This is a genomic window from Dermabacter sp. p3-SID358, from assembly GCF_025147465.1.
Lineage (GTDB): Bacteria > Actinomycetota > Actinomycetes > Actinomycetales > Dermabacteraceae > Dermabacter.
Window position 1 is genome coordinate 1 of sequence record NZ_JALXOZ010000025.1, and the last position, 19,602, is coordinate 19,602.

The 19,602-nt window shown below is 61.5% G+C and carries 17 protein-coding genes; 16 read left to right on the top strand and 1 reads right to left on the bottom strand.

Annotated elements, in window-relative coordinates; translation table 11 throughout:
* Positions 1-14 precede the first annotated feature (14 nt).
* The gene (locus tag M3B90_RS09155) at positions 15-578 is read right to left on the bottom strand and encodes an RDD family protein (protein ID WP_259890029.1); all 564 of its coding nucleotides are present in this window, start codon (positions 576-578) and stop codon (positions 15-17) included.
* 135 nt (positions 579-713) lie between these two features.
* Here M3B90_RS09155 and M3B90_RS09160 point away from each other — a divergent pair, with 135 nt between their 5' ends.
* The 16 genes from M3B90_RS09160 to M3B90_RS09235 form a co-directional block, all read left to right on the top strand.
* Complete coding sequence (locus M3B90_RS09160) at positions 714-2,072, top strand: pitrilysin family protein (RefSeq protein WP_259890030.1); 1,359 nt, start codon at positions 714-716, stop codon at positions 2,070-2,072.
* Between the two features lie 37 nt (positions 2,073-2,109).
* Positions 2,110-2,868 carry a 4-hydroxy-tetrahydrodipicolinate reductase gene (dapB, locus tag M3B90_RS09165; RefSeq protein WP_396122518.1) on the top strand — a complete coding sequence of 253 codons (759 nt, stop codon included), beginning with the start codon at positions 2,110-2,112 and terminating at the stop codon, positions 2,866-2,868.
* 60 nt (positions 2,869-2,928) lie between these two features.
* Positions 2,929-3,828 carry a hypothetical protein gene (locus M3B90_RS09170; RefSeq protein ID WP_259890032.1) on the top strand — a complete coding sequence of 300 codons (900 nt, stop codon included), beginning with the start codon at positions 2,929-2,931 and terminating at the stop codon, positions 3,826-3,828.
* Positions 3,825-4,586, top strand: a complete 762-nt coding sequence (locus tag M3B90_RS09175) for an S-layer homology domain-containing protein (protein ID WP_259890033.1) — start codon at positions 3,825-3,827, stop codon at positions 4,584-4,586. The genes M3B90_RS09170 and M3B90_RS09175 overlap by 4 nt, the downstream gene beginning before the upstream one ends.
* 42 nt (positions 4,587-4,628) lie before the next feature.
* Positions 4,629-5,336 (top strand): HAD family phosphatase, encoded by a 708-nt coding sequence (locus M3B90_RS09180; RefSeq protein ID WP_259890049.1) that lies wholly within the window; start codon positions 4,629-4,631, stop codon positions 5,334-5,336.
* Between the two features lie 55 nt (positions 5,337-5,391).
* Positions 5,392-6,111, top strand: coding sequence for an FAD-dependent thymidylate synthase (gene thyX, locus M3B90_RS09185; RefSeq protein WP_061212062.1), 720 nt, complete (start codon positions 5,392-5,394; stop codon positions 6,109-6,111).
* The gene (dapA, locus tag M3B90_RS09190) at positions 6,108-7,025 is read left to right on the top strand and encodes a 4-hydroxy-tetrahydrodipicolinate synthase (RefSeq protein ID WP_259890034.1); all 918 of its coding nucleotides are present in this window, start codon (positions 6,108-6,110) and stop codon (positions 7,023-7,025) included. Before thyX ends, dapA begins: the two co-directional genes overlap by 4 nt.
* Before the next feature lie 15 nt (positions 7,026-7,040).
* Positions 7,041-8,732 (top strand): ribonuclease J, encoded by a 1,692-nt coding sequence (locus M3B90_RS09195; protein ID WP_259890036.1) that lies wholly within the window; start codon positions 7,041-7,043, stop codon positions 8,730-8,732.
* A 107-nt stretch (positions 8,733-8,839) separates the two neighbouring features.
* Entirely contained in the window at positions 8,840-11,731 is a 2,892-nt protein-coding gene (locus M3B90_RS09200) for a DNA translocase FtsK (protein ID WP_259890037.1), read from the top strand.
* 37 nt (positions 11,732-11,768) lie between these two features.
* Positions 11,769-12,362, top strand: a complete 594-nt coding sequence (gene pgsA / locus M3B90_RS09205) for a CDP-diacylglycerol--glycerol-3-phosphate 3-phosphatidyltransferase (RefSeq protein ID WP_259890038.1) — start codon at positions 11,769-11,771, stop codon at positions 12,360-12,362.
* 5 nt (positions 12,363-12,367) lie between these two features.
* Positions 12,368-12,868, top strand: a complete 501-nt coding sequence (locus tag M3B90_RS09210) for a CinA family protein (RefSeq protein ID WP_259890040.1) — start codon at positions 12,368-12,370, stop codon at positions 12,866-12,868.
* A 240-nt stretch (positions 12,869-13,108) separates the two neighbouring features.
* Entirely contained in the window at positions 13,109-13,420 is a 312-nt protein-coding gene (locus tag M3B90_RS09215; RefSeq protein WP_259890041.1) for a helix-turn-helix domain-containing protein, read from the top strand.
* Positions 13,421-13,425: 5 nt separating this feature from the next.
* A complete protein-coding gene (locus tag M3B90_RS09220; protein ID WP_259890043.1) occupies positions 13,426-13,653 on the top strand; it encodes a DUF3046 domain-containing protein in 228 nt (75 codons plus the stop codon).
* 219 nt (positions 13,654-13,872) lie between these two features.
* Positions 13,873-14,961 carry a recombinase RecA gene (recA, locus tag M3B90_RS09225; RefSeq protein ID WP_259890044.1) on the top strand — a complete coding sequence of 363 codons (1,089 nt, stop codon included), beginning with the start codon at positions 13,873-13,875 and terminating at the stop codon, positions 14,959-14,961.
* A complete protein-coding gene (locus tag M3B90_RS09230) occupies positions 14,939-15,619 on the top strand; it encodes a regulatory protein RecX (protein WP_259890045.1) in 681 nt (226 codons plus the stop codon). The genes recA and M3B90_RS09230 overlap by 23 nt, the downstream gene beginning before the upstream one ends.
* Before the next feature lie 509 nt (positions 15,620-16,128).
* The coding region (locus tag M3B90_RS09235) for a DUF11 domain-containing protein (RefSeq protein WP_259890047.1) at positions 16,129-19,602 on the top strand (3,474 nt) is incomplete at its 3' end.

Here is a 19,602-nt window from a genome sequence, read left to right on the forward strand (position 1 = left end):
CTGGGGAGAGCTTTCTAGCTATTGGCGATGACGACGGTCTTGGCGACTTTGTCGTGCCAGCCCTGGCGGCGGCCCGAGCCGTCGAACAGGGGCGAGAGCCAGCACAAGAGCGAGGCGATGCCGCCCACGATGGGAATGATGCCCATGAGGCCGGGGAGCGCGAAGCGGAGAGCTGCGTTGACGAGTCGAGGTGCCTCACCTGTCTCGAGGCTCACTACCTTGATCTTCATGGCCATTTTCCCGAGAGTTGCGCCGAAGCGTGCGAGCATGAGGGTTTCGTAGACGAGACCGGCGATCGCGATGAAGAGAATTCCGACCCCGGTAACGATCATGGCCAGCCCGAATCCGGCATCGGAGCCGTCACTCGCCGACGCGATGGCACCGATGATGCCACCGAGGATGACAGCGGCGATGCCACCAGCGAAGCCGGCAATGAGAGCATCGATGATACGGGCAAGAGCACGCTGACCGATGCTCGCGAGAGTACGAGTACCCTTCCCGGGGATCTCTACGCTTTCAGAGCCCGAACCGGATGACTGCTGGCCGAAGCTTTGCTGACCTTGGTAGCTCTGGTTCATGTGCGGATTCTGCGGCTGAAAATTAGGGGTGGGGTTCGACATTTTTCTCCTCGGGAAAACTGACAACGAAAGTACGGCTGCGAATGACCGCGCCTATAGAGTAATGCACACCACTAGGAGAAGGACCTTTTTCACATGCCAGTTGCTCTCGACCTTACGTCAGGCCTCGATCAGGTCTTGCACGAGCACGAGGGCGCCTTCACGCGCCGCTCAATTCTTCCCGGGGGCGTGCGGCTCCTTACCGAACGTGATCCCGGTGTCCGCTCGGCAAGCGTCGGATTTTGGCTCCCCGTGGGCTCACGCGATGAGCGACCTGAGCACGCCGGCTCGACTCACTTTCTCGAGCACCTGCTGTTTAAAGGCACACCCACGAGAAGCGCCCTCGACATCGCCCGCGCCTTCGATGAAGTGGGAGGCGAGTCGAACGCCGTGACCGCGAAGGAGCACACGTGCTATTACGCTCGCGTACGCTCGGTCGACTTGCCCATGGCCCTTGCGACCCTCGCGGACATGGTCACGAGCGCCTCGATCACGAGCGAAGCATTCACGACCGAACGCGAGGTCATTCTCGAGGAACTCGCGATGGCGGAGGATGACCCGACTGATGTGGGCCACGAGGCTCTCATCGCTTCGGTGCTCGGCGAGGAAACGGCCCTCGGGCGGCCCGTAGGGGGAACGCCCGCGACGATCAACGCCGTCACGGTCGAGGCGGTGCGGGAGCACTACCGCGCCCATTATTTGAGTACCAACCTCGTGGTGACGGCAGTCGGAGACGTCGACCACGACGAGGTGGCGACGATGCTTCTCGACAGTCTTGCGAAAGGCGGGTGGAGCCTCAGTGACGGGCAAGCGCCGCGCCCTCGCCGTGCTCAGCAGGGCTTTGCGTACCCGAGCGGCGAGGATGGCACAGATGGACTCGAGGCGCTGCGGCACGGAGCCGTCACGAAGCGCCTTATGCGCGAGACCGAACAGACCCACCTTTTCCTCGGCGGACCGGCGATCCCCGCGTGGGACGAACGGCGGCATTCTCTGAGTGTCGCGATGGCGATCCTCGGTGGTGGGATGAGTTCGAGGCTCTTCCAGGAGGTGCGTGAGAAGCGCGGCCTTGCCTATTCGGTGTACGGGTTTACAGCGGCGTATCGCGATGCCGGTCTTGCGGGGCTGTACGCCGCGTGCCGTCCCATGAATGCGGAACAGGTTGCGCAGCTTTTGCTCGAGGAGACGCAGAGGCTCGCGACAGACGGGATTGAACGAGAAGAGCTTGCGCGGACGCTCGGGCACATCTCGGGGTCGATGGCGCTCAGCCTCGAGGACACGCAGTCGCGCATGGCGCGGCTCGCAACGGCTGAGCTCATTCTCGGTTCGTATCGAACGGTTGATGAAGCTCTCGAAGCCTTCCACGGTGTGACGCGCGAGAGCGTGCGCGAGATCGCCTCCGAGGTTGCTTCGGCGCTGCGAGTGCGCGTCGACGTCGGCCGTACCGGCACCGCCTGACATACTTGATCGCGAATACACACACGAGGGGATGGTTATGAGCATTCGCGTTGGAGTTATTGGTTCAGCCGGGCGTATGGGAAGCGAGGTTGTCCGCGCTCTCGAGGCGGCCTCCGATCTCGACTTCGTACGGGGAATCACGGCCGAGGACTCCCTCGAGCAGCTTCTCGACGACGATGGCGCGCCGCTTGTGGACGTGGCCGTCGACTTCACCCTTCCGAGCGTGACGAAAGCGAACGTGCTGTGGCTTATCGAGCACGGTATCCACGCGGTCGTGGGGGCGACCGGTTGGGATGATGCGGCGCTCGCCGACGTTCGGGCGGCCCTCAGCGATACCCCTGAGATCGGCGTTCTCATTGCCCCGAACTTCGCGATCGGGGCGGTGCTCGCGATGAGTTTCGCGCGCACCGCCGCACGGTTTTATGAGAGCGCAGAGGTGGTCGAACTTCACCATCCCGACAAACTCGATGCGCCGTCCGGAACCGCGCTGCATACGGCCCGCGCGATCGCTGACGGCCGCGCACAGGCGAGCCTCGGGCCCGTCCCGGATGCGACCGAGCGCGACCCCCACGGCGCGCGAGGAGCCGACATCGACGGCGTTCACGTGCACGCCGTGCGCCTGCGCGGACTCGTGGCGCACGAGGAAATTCTTTTCGGCAACCCGGGAGAACAGCTCACTATCCGTCACGACTCATTCGATCGCGTGAGCTTCATGCCCGGGGTTCTCCACGGCGTGCGCGAGGTGGCCTCTCATCCCGGTCTCACGGTGGGGCTAGAGAACTACCTCTCGCTGTAAGCTAAGTGGCGTCGGAACTGCTCGCCCACCTCTCGCACGCACCCGAGGAGGCTCTGCCACATGTCCGAGAACCCGCCCTCGCACGCCCTCGCGCGTGCCTTTGCGGCACTCGCGCCCGAACGGTCTCTTGCACTGTGGGGTTCGAGTTCGATGGAAGGCGGTCTCGGTGCCGAGCACACGCCTCGACCGGTATACGTCCACGAGGAGGTTGCGAATGCAATGAACCCCGTCCCGGTCACGAATCTCGCGTACGGGGCACAGTTTTCGGGGCACACGACGATTCTTCGTGGACTCGACACGCCCATGGTGCATATCCCCGAGGGGTACACGGGCGGGCGAGTGAATGTGCGCGTGGACACGGATGTTCCCGGCATGTGGTCGTTCACGTGTCACGGGGAGCTGTCGAGCGGGGCGAGCGGCACGCTTACGGGCACGCCGGAAAACCAATGGTTCTTTGAGTCCGACGGCGGCCCTGCGACATCGGGTGTCTTCACATCGTCGTGGAAAGCCACTACCGAGAACTGGCGGCACGTGATCTGGACGGGGAAGAACAACATCGTGCAGCGTGAGCAGGTACTGAGCGACGTCGAGAGGCTCGTCGCATCCGCGCATGATCCGAAGACGGATGCAATCGTTCTCGGTCAGTGGGTCACGAAAAACGATCTCGATGCCCCCGAGAAAATAAGGGCCATTCACGCGGTCAACGCCGCCCAACGCGAGGCTTACGGGCGCCGCTTCGTGGATGTGCAAGCCCTCCTGACGAGCGAGGAGGCGCTGCGCGCCGAACCAATCGCGTCGCTTGATTTGCACTCGCGAGCAGAAACGCGTTCCGAACTCGAGAAGGGGATCGTGCCGACCCCGCTCAGGGGTAGCGACGGTATCCATTTGAGCGGTTGGGGCAATCTCCTCGTCTCGTGGGTTCTCATCGAGAAAATGAAGGAGCTCGCGTGGATGGCATGAGGGCGGTGAATTCGGAAGCGGCAGGCCTCGTGACGACGCGGCGGGCGTTGCTGGCCTCGCTCTTGGGGATTGCCGGCATCGCCGTGGTCAAGCTAAGGCCCGCGACCGCGACGAAGCCGGGCATGCAGGTCGTTGCTGATCCCGCGGAGCGCTACGCCGACGCGATCGAGTGGCTCGTGAAGCACGATCTGTTCGATCCAGCTCGCGAGGGAACGTTCCTCCCGGGCGCCGATGTGACGCGTGAGGACGCCGCGATCATGCTGTACCGTCTCGCTGGCGCTCCTGAGCGTGACGGTCTCGACCTCGAACCGTATCGCGACATTGAGAAGACGGCTCGCAGCTATCGCGAAATCATGTGGATGCGCGGCCAAGCGGTGTTCTTCGGCGAGTACGACGCGACTTTTCAGCCGACCCAGCCCGTGACGCGAGCGGAGGGGTGTTCGTTCCTCGCGCGGCTGCTTCGTGGCGTACTTGCCGCGCACCTCGCGGCGGGAGGCTCCGCTGTTGCGCCCGAGATCGCGAGCTTTCGCGACGTCTCCAAGGGACACCCGCGCTTTGCGGATATCGAGTGGGCTCGTGCAGTGGGACTGCTCGGGCGCGACCTCACGCTCAGTGAAGCCGAGAACTCGGGCGAGCGACAGGCCGACGCTTCCGCCCCTCTCGTCGATGCCGAGCTTCGGCCAGACGCTACTCTCATGAGGGGCGAGTTCGCGCGGTTGCTTCAACGCGCGAACGCCCTATTCGACGACGCCCACTAGACGGGCACCCCAACCTCGACTAAGGAGTGACACGTGGCAGACATGGCGGCGACGCTCGACGGGTGCGCGAAGGGAACATCTCTCGCGCGTGCGAAAGCGATCCTTCTCGATTCCGATGGGACCCTCGTCGACTCAACTCGAAGCGTCGAGGCAAGCTGGGACACCCTCCTCGGTGACGAGGGTGCGGGACGCTTTGAAAAGCACTATCACGGGCAACCGGCCAGGCGAGTATTGCGCCTCGCGATGCCCGACATCAGCGAGGAGAGGCTCGAGGAGCTTTTCACCAAAGTCGAGGGATACGAAATTGCGAGCGCGGGCGATGTCGAGGCATTCGACGGGACCGCGCGTTTCCTCGGCGAACTCGAAGAGGCAAAGGCTGCGCTTTCGCGCGAATGCTGGGCGATAGCGACGAGCTGCACGCTTCCACTCTTCGAGGCGCGCTACCGGCCCCTTGGGCTCCCGTTCCCCACAACCCTCGTGACCGCTGATCAGGTCACGCACGGCAAGCCGGATCCCGAGCCCTACCTCCTCGCGGCTCGGAGACTCGGGGTCGATGCGGCGGAGTGCATCGTCGTCGAAGATGCGCCGGGCGGCCTCGCCTCAGCCCGTGCTGCGGGAGCGTTCGTCGTGAGTGTTCTCAACAGTGCGAGTGCGGAGACCGTCGGCCCCCTTGCCGATCTCGTGATTCCCTCGCTCGCGGATGTCTCGATCGAGGCCTGCGAAGGGGAGCTCGTGCTGCGCGCACGGTGAGCGCCACGCGGCGATTATCGGTTTTTGAACTGCTTGGTCAATTAGGGTGATACATATGAGCGAAATAGTGTTCCGATCCGACGTCACGGTCGACCTTGTGAGGTCGCAGGCTTCCGATTCCGATGTCATCTTTGCCGCGCGGGTCTCGACCCAGGGGGAAAAGTCCAAGAGCGTCGTGGGCACCGATGCTTCCGATCGCGACAAGGGCCTCATCAATTACCTCATGCGTGACCGTCATGGCTCGCCGTTCGAGCACAACAGCTTCACGTTCTACGTCGAAGCGCCGATCTTCGTGTTCCGCGAGTTCATGCGCCACCGGATCGCGTCCTATAACGAAGAATCAGGCCGTTACCGCCAAATGCGCCCGATTTTCTACGTGCCCGGCCCCGAGCGCAAGCTCGTCCAGAAGGGCAAGCCCGGCGCCTATGACTTTTACGAGGGCAGCCCCGAGCAGCACGACATCGTGACGAAGGCGTACAAGGCGCAGTGCGAGAGCGCGTATGCCGCTTATCTCGAGATGCTCGAGGCCGGCGTTGCACGCGAGGTCGCACGCGGCGTTCTGCCCCTCACGCTGTTCAGTTCGATGTACGTGACCGTCAATGCCCGCAGCATGATGAACTTCCTGTCGCTGCGCACCAAGCGTGAAGGCTCGCACTTCCCGTCGTTCCCGCAGCGCGAGATCGAGATGGTCGCCGAAAAGATCGAAGAGTTCTTCGCCGAGGCGATGCCCCTCACCTACGAAGCGTTCAACGCGGGCGGTCGGGTGGCGCCGTGAGTCAAGAAGCACCGGTATTTGGACGTCTCGGCGTCGCTATCGTCACGCCCTTTACCGAGGATCTCGAGAAGGTCGATCACGAGGCTCTCGCCGGCCTCGCACGCCATCTCGTCGACGAAGGCCACGATCTCATCGTCGCGAACGGCACGACGGGCGAATCGCCCACGACGAGCGATGAGGAAAAGCTCGCGATTCTCGCGACCGTGCGCGAGGCAGTTGGCGCGGATGTCACCCTCCTCGCGGGGGCGGGCACGAACGATACGCGTCACTCTGTCGCGCTTGCGCGCGCGATCGAAGAGGGGGGCAATGCTGATGGCCTCCTGCTCGCAACCCCGTACTACTCCAAGCCCACGCAGCGCGGCCTGATCGCGCACACGCTCGAGATCGTCAACGCCGTCGACCTGCCGGCGATGCTCTACGACATTCCCGGTCGCTCAGGCATCCCTATCGAATACGAGAGCGCCGTCGAACTGTCCCAGCACCCGAACATCGTTGCCCTCAAGGAAGCCAAGGGGGACATGCACGAAGCCTCGAAGCTCATCCGTGACACGGGCCTCGATATCTACTCCGGTGAAGACGCTCTCAACCTTCCGTGGCTCGCGATCGGCGCGGTTGGTACGGTTTCGGTCACGAGTCACCTTACGGGGCGGCTCGACCGTCTCATGTTTGACGCCCTCGAACGGTGCGACCTCGCGCTCGCGCAAAGGCTCCACGCGTCGCGCATCGACTTTGTTGACGCGATCATGAACCAGGGCCCAGGAACGATGGCGATCAAAGAAGCCCTTAAACACCTCGGCGTGCTTCCGCACGCTGGCTGCCGCGCCCCGCTCGGAACGGTCGAGCCGGAGGTCGCGGCGCGCATCCACGCCGCCGTAGACGCCTACCAGAGCGTCCTCGCGCAGCACACCAGCTGAAGAATTTAGGACACTGTGACTACACCCTTTTCCACGACACTCGGGACCCCGCCACAACTGAAGAACAAGACACTACGTGTGACCCCGCTCGGCGGTCTCGGCGAGGTTGGCCGAAACATGACCGTATTCGAGTATGAGGGCCGGCTTCTCATCGTCGATTGCGGCGTTCTCTTCCCCGAAGAAGCCCAGCCGGGCGTCGACCTTATCCTCCCGGACTTCCGCTCGATCGAGGATCGCCTTGATGACGTTGCCGCGATCGTGCTCACACACGGCCACGAAGACCACATCGGTGCAGTTCCCTACCTTCTGCGCCTCAAGCCGGACATCCCGCTCGTCGGTAGCCAGCTGACCCTCGCCTTTGTCGAGGCGAAGCTCCGTGAGCATCGGCTCAAGCCGTACACGCTCGCTGTCAAGGAAGGCGACGTCGAGAAATTCGGCGCTTTCGAATGCGAGTTCGTTGCCGTGAACCACTCGATCCCAGACGCGCTCGCGGTCGCGATCCGTACCGAGGCTGGCACGGTTTTGCATACGGGCGACTTCAAGATGGACCAGCTCCCGCTCGATGGTCGCCTGACGGACCTTCGTGCCTTCGCACGCCTCGGTGAAGAGGGCGTGGATCTCTTCCTCGTCGACTCGACAAACGCCGAGGTCCCCGGCTTCACCGTCAAGGAGCGCGAGATCGGTCCCGTGCTCGATAATCTTTTTGCGCGCGCTCAACGCAAGATCGTTGTCGCGAGCTTTTCGAGCCACGTCCACCGCGTTCAGCAGGTGCTCGATTCGGCGCACGCGCACGGCCGCAAGGTGGCGTTCGTGGGGCGCTCGATGGTGCGCAACATGACCATCGCTGCCGATATGGGCTACCTCAATGTTCCCCCGAACACGCTCGTGGACCTCAAGAAGGCCGACGACATTCCGGATCACAAGATCGTGTACATGTGCACGGGCAGCCAGGGCGAGCCGATGGCCGCGCTCGGGCGTATCGCGAACCGCAACCACCGCGTCGAAGTCGGCGAGGGGGACGTCGTGATTCTTGCGTCCTCGCTCATCCCGGGCAATGAGAACGACGTGTTTCGCGTGATGAATGGCCTCATGGAACTCGGGGCCGAGGTCGTGCACCAGGCGAACGCGCGCGTGCACGTCTCGGGGCACGCGAGTGAGGGTGAGTTGCTGTACTGCTACAACATTCTGCGCCCGAAGAACGTGATGCCCGTGCACGGCGAGGTGCGCCACCTCATCGCGAACGGGAAGATCGCGCAGTCCTCAGGTATCCCTCGCGAGAACATCGTGCTCGCGAAGGACGGCACGGTCGTCGACCTCAAAGACGGCGTCGCACGTGTTGTCGGCGAGGTCGAGGTTGGGTACGTGTATGTGGACGGTTCGAGTGTGGGCGAGGTAAGCGAGGCCGATCTTAAGGACCGCCGTATCCTCGCAGAAGAGGGCTTCATTTCCCTGTTCGCCGTGGTCAATAGTGAAACCGGCGAGCTCATTGCGGGGCCAGAGATCCACTCGCGAGGCATCGCCGAGGACGACGAGGTGTTTGAGCGCATCAAGCCCGACGTCATCAAGGCGCTGCACAAGGCGATCGAGGACGAGAAGGGGCACGACACGTATCAGCTTCAGCAAGCGATGCGTCGCGTGATGGGGCGTTTCCTCTCGCAACGCCTTCGCCGCCGCCCGATGATCATCCCGGTTGTCGTCGAGGCTTAGCGACGCGGATTTTTGCAGTTACCACTGCGAAGTCAGCTCCCTGTGTGATTCACACGCCGGGGCTGGCCTCGTGACGTTCGTACCCTTCGGCGGGTAGATTGTGGAGTATGGCGACACGTACGACTTCCCCCGCACGTGCGTCGAAAGGAACCTCCCGAGGCTCGTCCTCGGGCTCGTCGCGCACGAAAGGTGCGCCCACGGATCCCTCGACGCTTCCCCTCCCGGTGCGCGCTTTGCGCGTCGGGTACCTCGGCGTTGCCCGCGCGGTTGGCGGCTTCGTTCGCGGCATCGGCATTCAGCGCTGGGAGGTCGCCTACGAAGAGCGGCGCGATGGCTTCGCTCTTTTCTTGAGCATTCTCGCGCTCATTCTCATCGTTCCCGAATGGTTCCAGGTGCGCGAATGGGGCTTTGGCGCGATTCATACGGTCGCTGCGAGCTCGTTCGGCGTGATCGCCGTGCTGCTTCCCCTCCTTCTAGGGTTGTGGTCGCTTCGGATGTTCCGCAGGCCCGATCTTGTTCACGCGAACGGACGCCTTTTCGCGGGACTACTCATGCTTGTGTGTGCGCTCTGTACAGTCGCATCCGTGAGCGCGCGCATTCCCACGCCGTCCAATGGTGTTGACGCCCTCGCGCGCGGTGGCGGCGTGTGCGGCTATCTCGTCGCGGCGCCCCTCGCGAATGTCCTTCCTGACTGGGTGATCGTCACTCTCGGAGTCGTCCTCGCCCTGTTCTCCGTTCTCGTGCTCACCGCTACGCCGCTCGGCCAAGTGGGCTCGCGTCTCGCGGGGGTCTACGGGGCTCTCGTGGGCAGGGGAGAGCATGAAGAAGCGGAGCGCGAGGCCTTCGGCTTGGACCGACGCCAGCAGGCTCTCCACGCTGCCGAGGGCAACGCCGAGGGCAGCCCAACGAAGACTCGGCGCATGAGCGATCTGTTCCGCCGCAAGAATCGCCGGTCGTCAAGCGACACCGAGAATCTCGAGGCCGGCGTCGATCACGAAGCCTTTGGCTACGAAGGCGATGGCGCGTATCGCCAGAGCGCCGAGAGTGAGCAGGCCGAGACGACGACGCTTCCGCGCCCGCAGAAGAAACCGCTCGCGAAGAAGACAGATGCCGCCAGTGCAAACGCACCCGGCGCGAAAGGCTCTGACCCCTACGATTACCTCGAAGCGGAAAACAGTAGGAAGAAGGAGTTTCCGACGGCTGCCAGGCAAACGTCGGACCTGGAAAACGCCCCCACCGTGCCGGTGCCGAGCGTGAGCGCTGCGGAGCAGACCCGCGAGCTGACCCCGCCCAAGGGCGAAGGTGTCAAGGGACCGCACGTGCAGCCCGAACTTCAGGTTGAGACCGCCTACCCGCTCCCGAGCCCCGACATGCTCGTGGCCGGCCCGCCCGCGAAGGCTCGCTCCGAAGCGAACGATCGCGTTGTCGCGGCACTCGGCGAGGTGTTCGAGCAGTTTGGCGTGAACGCCGAGGTCGTTGGCTTTTCCCGCGGCCCGACCGTGACGCGCTACGAGGTCGAGCTCGGCCCCGGCACGAAGGTCGAGAAGGTCACGGCGCTGTCCAACAACATCGCGTACGCGGTCGCGAGCGCCGATGTGCGCATCATTTCGCCGATCCCCGGCAAGAAGGCGATCGGTATCGAGATTCCGAACGCGGACCGCGAAACCGTTGCGCTCGGGGATGTTCTTCGTAGCGGTGTCGCGACCGCCAACGAACACCCCATGGTGATGGGACTCGGTAAGGATGTCGAAGGCGGATTCGTGATTGCGAATCTCGCGAAGATGCCCCACTTGCTTGTTGCGGGCGCGACCGGTGCCGGTAAGTCAAGCTTTGTGAACTCGATGATCACCTCAATCCTCATGCGTGCAACGCCGGAGGAAGTGCGCATGGTACTCGTTGATCCGAAGCGCGTTGAGCTGACGATCTACGAGGGGATCCCGCATCTCATCACCCCCATCATCACGAACCCCAAGAAGGCTGCGGAGGCGCTCGAGTGGGTTGTGAAGGAGATGGACCACCGCTACGACGATCTCGCCGAGTACGGTTTCAAGCACATCGATGACTTCAATAAGGCCGTGCGCGCGGGCCAAGTGAGCCCCCCGCCGGGAAGTGAGCGAGTGCTCGCGCCCTACCCGTACCTCCTCGTGGTCGTTGACGAGCTTGCCGACCTCATGATGGTCGCCCCGCGAGACGTCGAGGCGTCGATCCAGCGCATCACGCAGCTTGCGCGCGCTGCCGGCATTCACCTTGTGCTCGCAACCCAGCGACCCTCCGTCGACGTCGTCACGGGCATCATCAAAGCGAATGTTCCCTCCCGCCTCGCGTTCGCGACGAGTTCCCTCCAGGATTCGCGCGTCATTCTCGATACTCCCGGCGCGGAGAAGCTCATCGGCCAGGGCGACGCGCTCTTTCACCCCATGGGCAAGGCGAAGGCTATGCGTGTGCAGGGCTCGTGGGTCAACGAGTCCGAGATTCACGCAGTCGTCGACTACGTGAAGGGGCAGGCGAAGCCGCAGTACCGCGAGGACGTGCAGCAGGTCGCCAAGAAGAAGCAGATCGACGATGACATCGGCGGCGATCTTGACGTGCTGCTTCAGGCGGCCGAACTCGTCGTCACCACGCAGTTCGGCTCCACCTCGATGCTTCAGCGCAAGCTCCGAGTGGGCTTCGCGAAGGCGGGGCGCCTCATGGACCTTCTCGAGTCACGCGAGATCGTGGGGCCGAGCGAGGGCTCGAAAGCTCGCGATGTGCTCGTGCGTCCCGAGGATCTCCCGCGCGCGATCGCGCGTATCAAGGGAGAGGACACGGACCTGTATGAGGATGCGCAGGACGCTTCCCACGCGGGTTCCGGTTCCGGGGCGGGGGAGTCCGACGCCTCCTCGGCCCACGATCGCTACTCGGATGATCCGTTGGACCACTCCTCGCGTGAGGTGAGCCCCGAGTATTACGACAACGACGATGCCGACGGCGAAGACGCCTGGCAGCTCACGGGCCGCTAACGCGCGAAAGACGCCGCTAAAGAGAAGGGAAACACCCATGAGCGCTTCCGATACCCCGCGCGTTCCGCTGTGGAATATCGCGAACATCCTCACCGTGACGCGCATGGTCATGGTGCCTATCTTCGTGGTCGTAGCCGCGCTCTACCACGAGGACATCGCCATGAGGTGGGTCATTGCCGGGATCTTCGTGCTCGCAATGGTCACGGACTTCGTCGACGGCTACCTCGCGCGCTCTCGGAGCCTCATTACCGATTTTGGCAAGATTATGGACCCGATTGCCGACAAGGCGATGACGGGCGCCGCGCTCATCATGCTTTCGGTATGGCAGTACGTGCCGTGGTGGATTACAGTGCTCATTCTCGTGCGCGAGATCGGCATTACGGTCATGCGCTTCACGATCTTGAAATACGGAGCCCTTCCCGCGAACTTCAGCGGAAAGGCGAAGACGATGATGCAGTCTATCGGGATCACCTTCTGCCTCATGCCCTTTGAGCTGATGTGGCCTCCCGCGTGGTGGATCGGCATCACGCTCATCGCCATCGCTCTTGTGCTCACGCTCTGGTCGGGACTTCGCAATGTCAACGACGGGCTGCGCCTGCGCCGCGAGGCACTCGCGCAGAAAGCGGCGTAACGAGGATGGACACGCCGCGTGAGGAGCTGGCGTCGGCCCGCGCCCTCCTTGCGATGTGCGAAGAGAGGGGTATGAGCCTCGCGACGGCTGAGTCGCTCACGGGCGGGATGCTCGTCGCGCGCCTCGTGGATGTTCCAGGCGCTAGCAGAGTCGTCCAGGGTGGTGTGTGCACGTACAGTTTCGAAGCGAAGGCGTCTATTTTGGGGCTAGACCTTGCGGACCTGCAGGCAAAGGGAGCCGTGCGCGCCGAGGTCGCGAGCAGCATGGCTCGAGCCGCGCGCCGCGTGTACGAGGCAGATGTTGCCTTTGCGACGACCGGAGTGGCCGGGCCCGGGAATGACGATTACGGCAACCCGGAGGGGCTCGCCTACATCGCCGTGAGTACGCCAAGTCGCGATCTCGTGCGTGAAGTACGCCTCACGGGCTCGCGACCGGCGATCCGTGCGGGTGTTGTGGACGACGCGATCACCCTCGGCATTGAGGCTCTGACCAGCGCAAATGTGTAACTGGCGCGTTGGGCCGGTGTGGGAAACCTGAAAAGCGAGCGTGTGTGAGGCCGTAGGATGGCGGAACAACGAGGAACCCTCGTGCGTTGAACAGACGTGAATACGTACAAGAATGCGGGAGCAGGTGCTCCCGGGCAACGAAAATGGGTGACGGCCACGGGGCCTCGCCCGGCGTCCGTGCTGGGCCGCGAGTCGGCAGTACCGCGGCGCGGAACACTGACAAGGAAGGGAGAATCTCGCATGGTGCTCTTCCGCCAGGAACTCGGCGGCGTTTTGCGTGAGGCACGCCGCCGCCAGGGCAAGACTCTGCGTCAGGTATCGGCCGATGCGCGAGTCTCGCTCGGCTACTTGAGCGAAATCGAGCGCGGCCAAAAGGAAGCCTCGAGTGAACTGCTCGCCTCCGTGACCGAAGCTCTCGGTTACCCCATGTCGGTGATTCTCCGCGAAGTTGCAGATCGCGTGGCACTCGAAGAGGGCATCGTTATTCCCGACATCGTTCCTGCCGAACTCGAGCGGGGCGTCCAGGGCGCCGAATACGCACTGGCGCGGTAGTCCACGTGAGGCGAAGCGAGTTTCGCGAGCTCGCCGCCTATGTCTTTGGTGCCGAACTCGCGCATACGTACTGTCATGAATTCGCGCTTGTGACGTGCGGGAACTTAACCCCGAACGAGGCGATTGAGGCGGGCTACCCCGTTAAAGAAGTGTGGCACGCGCTGTGTGATGACATGGATGTGCCTGTGCACATGCGCTGGGAGGTCCCGCCCGAGGCGCGTCCGCGCGCGTGAGCGTGTGGTGGCGAAAGGCGTGACAAGAATCGAACACGCGTGCGCATAAACGTGTAAATCGAACAGGTGTTCGTTTACGATGGTGTTGTTCGGCCTCCACGGTGCGTGTGCATCCACACCTGTGCCGGGGTCGAGTTTAAATGTCTCACCCCCGTTTACCGTTGGAAGGGTCAAGCGAGAGGCCACCTCGTAGCGGGGTGACAAACGAAAGGAACCGCCATGGCAGCTGCCGCCAAGGATCGCGATAAGTCGCTCGAAAACGCGCTCGCACAGATTGACCGTCAGTTCGGCAAAGGCTCGATTATGCGCCTTGGCGACGACACACGCCCGCCCGTCGAAGTCGTTCCCACGGGGTCGGTCGCACTTGACGTCGCGCTCGGTATCGGTGGTCTTCCCCGCGGTCGTGTCGTCGAGATCTACGGCCCGGAGTCCAGTGGTAAAACCACGGTTGCGCTCCACGCGATTGCAAACGCGCAGCGGGCGGGCGGCATTGCGGCCTTCATCGATGCGGAGCACGCCCTCGATCCGGAGTATGCGAAGAAGCTCGGCGTCGATATCGATGCACTTCTCGTGTCGCAGCCCGACACCGGCGAGCAGGCTCTCGAAATTGCCGACATGCTCGTGCGCTCGGGCGCGATCGACGTCCTCGTCGTCGACTCCGTCGCGGCACTCACGCCAAAGGCCGAAATCGAAGGCGAGATGGGCGACTCCCACGTGGGCCTCCAGGCGCGCCTCATGTCGCAAGCTCTTCGCAAGCTTACCGGTGCGCTCTATTCGAGTGGCACCACCGCTATCTTCATTAACCAGCTTCGCGAGAAGATCGGTGTGTTCTTCGGCAGCCCCGAAACCACCACGGGTGGCAAAGCACTCAAGTTCTATGCTTCGGTGCGCATGGACATTCGTCGAATCGAGACCCTCAAGCAGGGCACCGATGCGGTTGGCAATCGTACTCGCGTCAAGATCGTGAAGAACAAGATGGCTCCGCCCTTCAAGCAGGCCGAGTTCGACATCCTTTATGGCGAGGGTATTTCTCGCGAAGGTGGCCTCATCGATCTCGGCGTTGAAAACGGCATCGTGCGCAAGTCCGGCGCGTGGTTTACCTACGATGGCGATCAGCTCGGCCAGGGTAAGGAAAACGCGCGCCAGTTCCTCAAAGACAACCCGGATCTCGCCGCCGACATCGAACAGAAGATCCTCATGAAACTCGGCATTGGCCAGTACGCGGATGAGACCGCTAAGAAGGCCGCTGCCGAAGCGCCCGTGGGGGATGGCGAATTCGTAGACGATGACGTCCCCGCGCAAATCTGAGCCTCTTGGCCAAGCTCGGGCGGCGCAAGAGGATTGGCGCGCGGGCGTCGTTGAAGAGCTCGCCGAGCACGTTGCCGCCATCGAAGCGGGGGAAGCCGCACCTGGGGAGGGCAGCAACCCGTGTCGAGGTGGAGTATTCCGCGATCACGAAACGGAAAAGGTCGTCGTCAAGGAATGCCGGTATGTGCTCGGCCTGCTCGCCCACCGTCAGCGCAGTGAGGCGGAGATTCGCGCGAGGCTCGCGCAGCGCGTGCATGAAGTTGATGTTCTTGAAGAGGTCATGCGGCGTCTCGATACCGCTGGGCTCATCGATGACGAAGGCTTTGCGCGCGCCTGGGTAGAGCAGCGGCGCGAGAGCAAACTCCTCGGCACAGCTGCTTTGCGTCGAGAACTCGAAAATAAAGGCGTCGGTGCGCCCGATATCGACACCGTTCTCGCGGAGAGCGCTCCGTATGACAGCGAAAAGGAGCGGTGTCAGATTTTCGCGCGCGAACGGCTCGCGAAGGAGCTGCGCAAGAGTGGCGGGGCCGAGAACCTCAATCGTGGGGCGGCGCTAAGGCGCATCGGGGGCGCGCTCGCGCGGCGCGGATACTCCGAGAACCTCACGCTCTTCGTCGTTAATCGCGAGCTCGATGCGGCAGGAGTCACCTGGTTATAGGGCGCGTGGCGGCATCGATGGGTGTCTAGCGGGGCAAGAGCAAGCGTGATGGGAGCGCTCGACCCAACCGCTGGACAATGTGAGCTATGTCGCAAAATAGCGAGCATGCTTGATGTGTCACACCGTTGTCTATGGCGGTACTATGTGGGCGTAGTCAGCGACCCTTCTCCCTAGAAAGTAGTTCCATGAGATCCCCGGACACCCTTCGCCCTGCCTTTGTGCGGGTTTTCTTTGCGTTTCTGCTCTCGTGCATTCTTGTCGTTCAGTCCCTCCTCGGTGGCGGCATGGCGGCTCTCGCAGAGCCTGCAACACCGAAAGTTGAAATTCAGCTCGAGCGCGTCACGGAAGACGAGCGCCCCACCGGATCCCAAAATCTGTATCGCATTACGGTGAAGTGTGCTTACTTGAATAGCCAAGAGACAGAGGATAACTGCCTCGAAGGTGGGCGAGTAGAGATCGGTGGAGTCCCAGAAGGTTAGGGTTTCGAAATTGTAGGTAATGACCATCTCATGGGCAAAAACGATGGTGAACGGACTTTTGGGTTGGACACAATCGGCAAAGAGGCGCGTGTGATCGAGACTTATGTCAAGGTTACGCCGCCGAACTATGTCACGCCGAACAACACCTCGTGGGACTTGAAAGCCACTCTTGAATCGGAGAGCCCTCAAGGGGGACACTGGGAGACCGGGGTTGTGAAGACGACCGCGGTTGCCGCGCAAAAACTTAATGTTAAGAAGAATGCACTACAGGAATCAACCTGGATTGGCGATACGGTCTACTGGGAGATTGCGACCGAGATCGATAATGACAAGTATGGCGACCTGGGCATTTATCGGCCTTCGACAATCACGTATACGGATGTGCTTCCCGTCGGGTTTGACCCCGTTGCCATGCGGTACGAGGGCAAACCGTTCACTGACTACACATTCGACAAAGCTACGCGAAAACTGACGTGGACTCTTGACGGACTCCACGAAGAAGAACGTCGAAGCCACGCCGTCCCCAAGTTCGAAATTCACACAAAAGTTCTGCCCACCGCGTGCGAGGGGGATCCGGCGCCTTGCACGAAAGAGTCCAAGAACACAGTCGAGGCTCTCTCGACATACTCGAACAACGACACTTTAGATTCCAGCGCCCAAGCTACCGTGACGATGGCTGGGCGAAAATCAGGTGAGCTCGGGACAATCAGCAAAACGTCGCAAGGGCTGCACATCAACGGAGGAGACGAAACCCGTAAGGGCATTTTTCGACGAAGCTATAAGCATGCCAAGGACTCCGATTGGGATCGCAGGGAGCTACGACAGTCGACAGAAGAATCCCGTGCAGCGGGTGATCCTCTTTCTGATGAGAAGCGATCGCTCGTCGCGGGCGCCTATACAGTGGATGTTGCTGTCATGCAGGGGGGAAGGCCTGTTAAAGACGGCAGTAATCTTCTCCCCTTGACGCAGAGCTATGAAGATGATGTGCCCTGCATGGATCAGGGATTCGTCGAGGAAGGGTTCCTCTTTAAGTCTCGCACCGACGGAAAGCTGTGTCAGGAGCCGGCTTTTCACGTGACGGCTGTTGAAATTAGTCGTGCCTCAGATGGCAGCCTTGACGTCGGCGACTTCGCGCCTGTCGCGGTGCTTAACGACAAAAGGGAAGTTCGCCTGACGAAGCTCGGGGAGGTCAAGGCTGAAGAAGACGGCAAAGAGGTGACTCAGGCTGTCGTGTACTCGGTTCCCGCGGATGCACGCGGTAAGGTGTCGCGAATTGTGGCAGCTCCCGGTCGTCCGCTTAAAGGGGTGAAGACGTGGAAGATGACGATTGGCGGCTTCGCTGAAGACTCTCTTCCCGGTGACGCGATCCTGCGTAACGAAAACGCGCGGGTCAAGGTTTGGGCTAAAGGTCAAACTGAGCCTTTTGGTGAGGGAACTTCACCGTTAGCAGAACTGCACGTGTTGGGAAGCTTGCACAATGTTCTAAAAAATAACCCAGTCGCGCTCGATATATTGCACCCGGTTGAGGGCCTCGGCGATGAAACGAAGACTGGGGTTCTGTGGAATCTAGAGTTCTCCTATCGCGGTAAGCAGAAGGAATCTGGCTATATTGTTGTGAGCGACCTCCTTCCGCGCGGTATGGAGCTGGTGACCGATCCCGATCAGCGCCTTCGAGACGGTGGAGAGTTTGAAGATGCTGTAGTGAAATACAAGATCGCTCATTTTGACCGGGGGGTTAAAGGAGAAAGAGAGCGCGAGGTCCAGACCACAGTCGTGGAGAATTACCGCGATGGCAGAACTCTCGTTCAATGGAAAATTCCCCATGAATGGGCAGTCGAAGAAGATGGCCAAGTAGATCTTGTTGGTAGATTCAAATTCATTACTCGCCCGCTTTATTTTGGAAACTTTCCCAACGACGCCTATGCGAATGATGCGACGGAGCCGAACCTGCGCTGTGCAGGAGAAAATGTTGAAGATTCATTCGACATCGATCGCGATCGTAGAACGAAGCAGGCATGTCATACCGCCGCTTACTGGTTCAACGTTCCTCCAGAGGATTCTCGCGCGCTAACCTTGGCGAAAGCGGTCAAAGGGCCGAACGATGAATCGTTCGCATATACACCGAAGAAAGCTCTTGTTCCCGCTGAGGGCGGTGACGTCACGTATCGCGTTGAAGCGCTCAACTCTTCGGGTAAGCCGATGACCGAGGTTGTGGCGTATGACGTGCTGCCGTATGAGGGTGATACGGGTGTGAGCTCGGATCTTTCTGGTGAGAACCGTGGATCTACGCAGTCGGCCAAGTTCACTCAGATGACGGAAGTTCCTGAGGGCGTGACGGTCTATTATTCGACCTCGGTGAATCCTTGCCGTCCCGAAGTGTTCGAAGCGCATAAGGGCAATAAGGGCTGCGACAATAATTGGTCGAGCACGGTTCCGAAGGATCCCGGCTCGGTGAAGGCGTTGAAGTTCGTCTATAAGGGTGAGTTGAACCCGAGGGAGACTTTGACCGTCGAGTTCGCTATGTCGGTACCGGCTATGAAAGCGACGACGGATGTCGTGTGGAACTCTGTTGCGGCTAAGGCGAGTTTCGCTGAGGGTGCTCCGTTGCCTGCGATCGAGGCGCCGAAGGTTGGTGCTGCTCGCGTGGTTGAGCCACAGTTTGCGGTGGAGAAGAAGCCTGGTAAGGCGACTGTCGGGGATGGTAAGTGGTCTTCTTCCTACACGGTGACAGTGAAGAACACGAGCCCGTTTGAAGGGACGTCCTCTCGCGTGACGGATACGCCGAAGCTTCCGAAGGGCTTCAAGTTCAATAAGGTCCTGGTTGATGGGGCTGAGGTGAACTTTAAGAATGGTTCGTTCCCTGTAACTGCTGGGGAAAAGCTTGCAGCGGGTAAGTCGAAGTCGTTCAAGGTTGTGGTCTCGGGCACGTACACGGCTTCTGAGGTTGATTGGGCTGCTGCCGCGAAGTGTGAGCCCGGTGATGGTGGTGCTTCGGGTGGTCTCGTGAATACGGTGGCCATGGCTGATGATTCCGATGGCCCCGATAACAACTCTGCTTGTAACCCGGTACCTGCGAAGTTCTCTGTGAAGAAGGAAGCCGTGGGTAAGGCGACTGCCAAGAACGGCACGTGGTCTTCGACCTATAAGGTGACGGTGAAGAATACCGGTGATGTGAAGGGCGTCTCGAAGCCGGTGAAGGATACGCCTTCGGTTCCGGCTGGCTTTACGGTCACGAGCGCAAAGGTTGATAAGGGCGAGCCTGTGGAGCTCACTGATGGTTCGTTCACGGTGACTGAGGGCGTTGAACTTGACCCGGGTAAAGAGAAAGAGTTCACGGTTGTAATCTCGGGGTCGTTTGACCCTGCGAAGGTTGTGGAGTCTGAGGTTTCTGAGTGCGCCAGTGCGGGTGCTGCTGAGGGCGCTCATGGTTTCGTCAACAAGGTCACGATGGGTGGCGACACTGACGGCGCCAAGAACAACACGGCGTGCACCACGGTGGAGGGT